The 2114-nt window shown below is 66.5% G+C and carries 2 protein-coding genes; both read right to left on the bottom strand.

Translation table 11 applies throughout. The features are described 5' to 3' along the window. The coding region (locus RMN73_RS08635; RefSeq protein WP_309602917.1) for a helicase HerA-like domain-containing protein at positions 1 to 623 on the bottom strand (623 nt) is incomplete at its 3' end. Positions 624 to 686: 63 nt separating this feature from the next. Continuing rightward, positions 687 to 2114, bottom strand: a 1428-nt coding sequence (locus RMN73_RS08630) for a Do family serine endopeptidase (protein ID WP_309602916.1), incomplete at its 5' end; no start/stop codon positions are given.

Raw genomic sequence — 2114 nt, 5'->3', positions numbered from 1 at the left:
AAGAATTTGTCTCCGCCCTGCGACCGCAGCTGGAGCAGCGACCGCTGGATCGTGCCGACCGATTGTTTGGTGATGTTGCCATATTCGAGCGTCAGTTCGTCGGCGCGTTCGCCGCAATGAACTAGCATCGCCTGGAGATCGTCGAGGTCGAGGAGCATCAGCCCCTCCTTGTCGGCGACATGGAAGGCGATGTTGAGCACGCCTTCCTGCACGTCGTTGAGGTTCATCAGCCGGGCGAGGAGCAGCGGCCCCATCTCGCTCACCGTGGTCCGAATCGGGTGGCCCTGCTCACCGAACAAGTCCCAGAATTGCACTGGGCACGCGGCATAGGCCCAATCGGTCATGGCGATGTCGGCGGCCCGCGCCTTGAAGATTTCGTGAGTGCGCGAGGTCGGGTCGCCGGGCATTGCGAGCCCGGCCAGGTCGCCTTTCACGTCGGCGACGAAGGTCGGGACCCCGACCGCTGAGAGCCCCTCGACGATACCCTGCAGGGTGACCGTCTTGCCGGTGCCGGTCGCGCCGGCGATCAGGCCGTGGCGGTTGGCACGCTTGAGTTCGAGGCGCTGGGGGTCGGCCCCGCCAGCGCCGGATCCGATGAAGATATTGGTCGCCTGATCGGCCATAGATGAGTCCCTCGTCCGGCTAGGCGCGGAGCCTAGTCCGAACGAAGGAGCGCGGGCAAGCAGTTACCTTGGCGCGATGTCGATGCCGACGAAGGCTTCGGGCGCGGTGCCGCTCTTGACCAGCAGCAGCACGCTCTTGCGGCCGGCGCGGCGCGCCGCCTCGACCGCCGCAGTGACCTGCGCCGGGGCGGTTACCGCAACCTGGTTGACCGACATGATCAGGAAGCCCGCGCGCAAGCCCTTCTCGGCCGCGTCGCTCGCCGGATCGACCGCGGTGATGACCACCCCGCGAGCACTCGCCGGGAGGTTCGAGCGGCGGGCAAGATCGGGAGTCAGCGGCTGCAGCGTGAGGCCGATCACCTGGGTCCCCGCCGCCGCACCGGGCGCCGTTACGCCGGGGGTGCTTTCACCGGGTCCGCCTGCCTGGAGCGCAAGCTGCTCCTCGGTCGGGCGCTGGCCAACCACCACTGTTACCGATTCGCGGCGTCCGCCACGGATGATCTCAAGCGGCACACGCGCGCCAACGGTGGTGTTGGCGATCAGGAACGATACGGTTTCGTCCGGAGTCACCGGCGCACCGTTGACAGAGAGGATGACGTCGCCCTGGCGGAGCCCGGCGCGGGCCGCGGCCTGGCCGGGAACTACCGAGCGCACCAGTTCACCCTGATCCTTGGGCAGACCCAGTGAAGAAGCGATATTCTCATCGAGCGGCTGGAGGCTGACGCCGAGGTAACCGCGCTGCGGGCGCTGGCCGCGACGCAGTGAGTCGATCACCGGCTTGGCCAGTTCGGCGGGGATCGCAAGGCCGATCCCGACATTGGCCCCGGTCGGCGAAATCAGCGCCGAATTGATGCCGATGACATTGCCCATCATATCGAACATCGGGCCACCCGAATTGCCCATGTTGATGCTGGCGTCGGTCTGGATGTAGCGATCATAGGCACCGACCCCGGTAATCCCGCGATGGAGCGCCGAGACGATGCCGGCCGTGACCGTGCCGCCAAGCCCGTAGGGATTGCCGATCGCAATCACCCAGTCGCCGACCCGCACGCGCGCCGAATCGCCGAAATTGACGAACGGCAAATTGGTCGCCTCGATCTTGAGCAAAGCAAGATCCGACGCCGCGTCACGACCGACGATGCGGGCGGTATATTCCTTGCGGTTGGTCAAGATGACCGTGACGCTGTCGACCGTCCCGGTGCCGTTCGCCCCCTCGATCAGATGGTTGTTGGTGACGACATAGCCATCGGCCGAAATGATGAAGCCCGAGCCAAGCGATCCGGTTTCCCGAGTGCGGGGCGCGGGGCCGCCAGGGCCGGACTGCGGACCCTGCGGGCCGGCCTGCGGCGACTGGCCGCCGGGCGCACCGAAGCGGCGAAAGAATTCCTCGAACGGATCGGCCTGCTGCCGAACTGCAATGCGTTGCTTGGTCGAAATGTTGACCACCGCAGGCTGGAGCCGCGCGGCAAGATCCGCAAACGACATTGGCGC

The organism is Sphingomonas sp. (genome assembly GCF_031372575.1).
GTDB lineage: Bacteria > Pseudomonadota > Alphaproteobacteria > Sphingomonadales > Sphingomonadaceae > Sphingomicrobium.
Note: the sequence above shows the minus strand (reverse complement) of the source record. Positions and strands in the feature narration are given on the sequence as shown.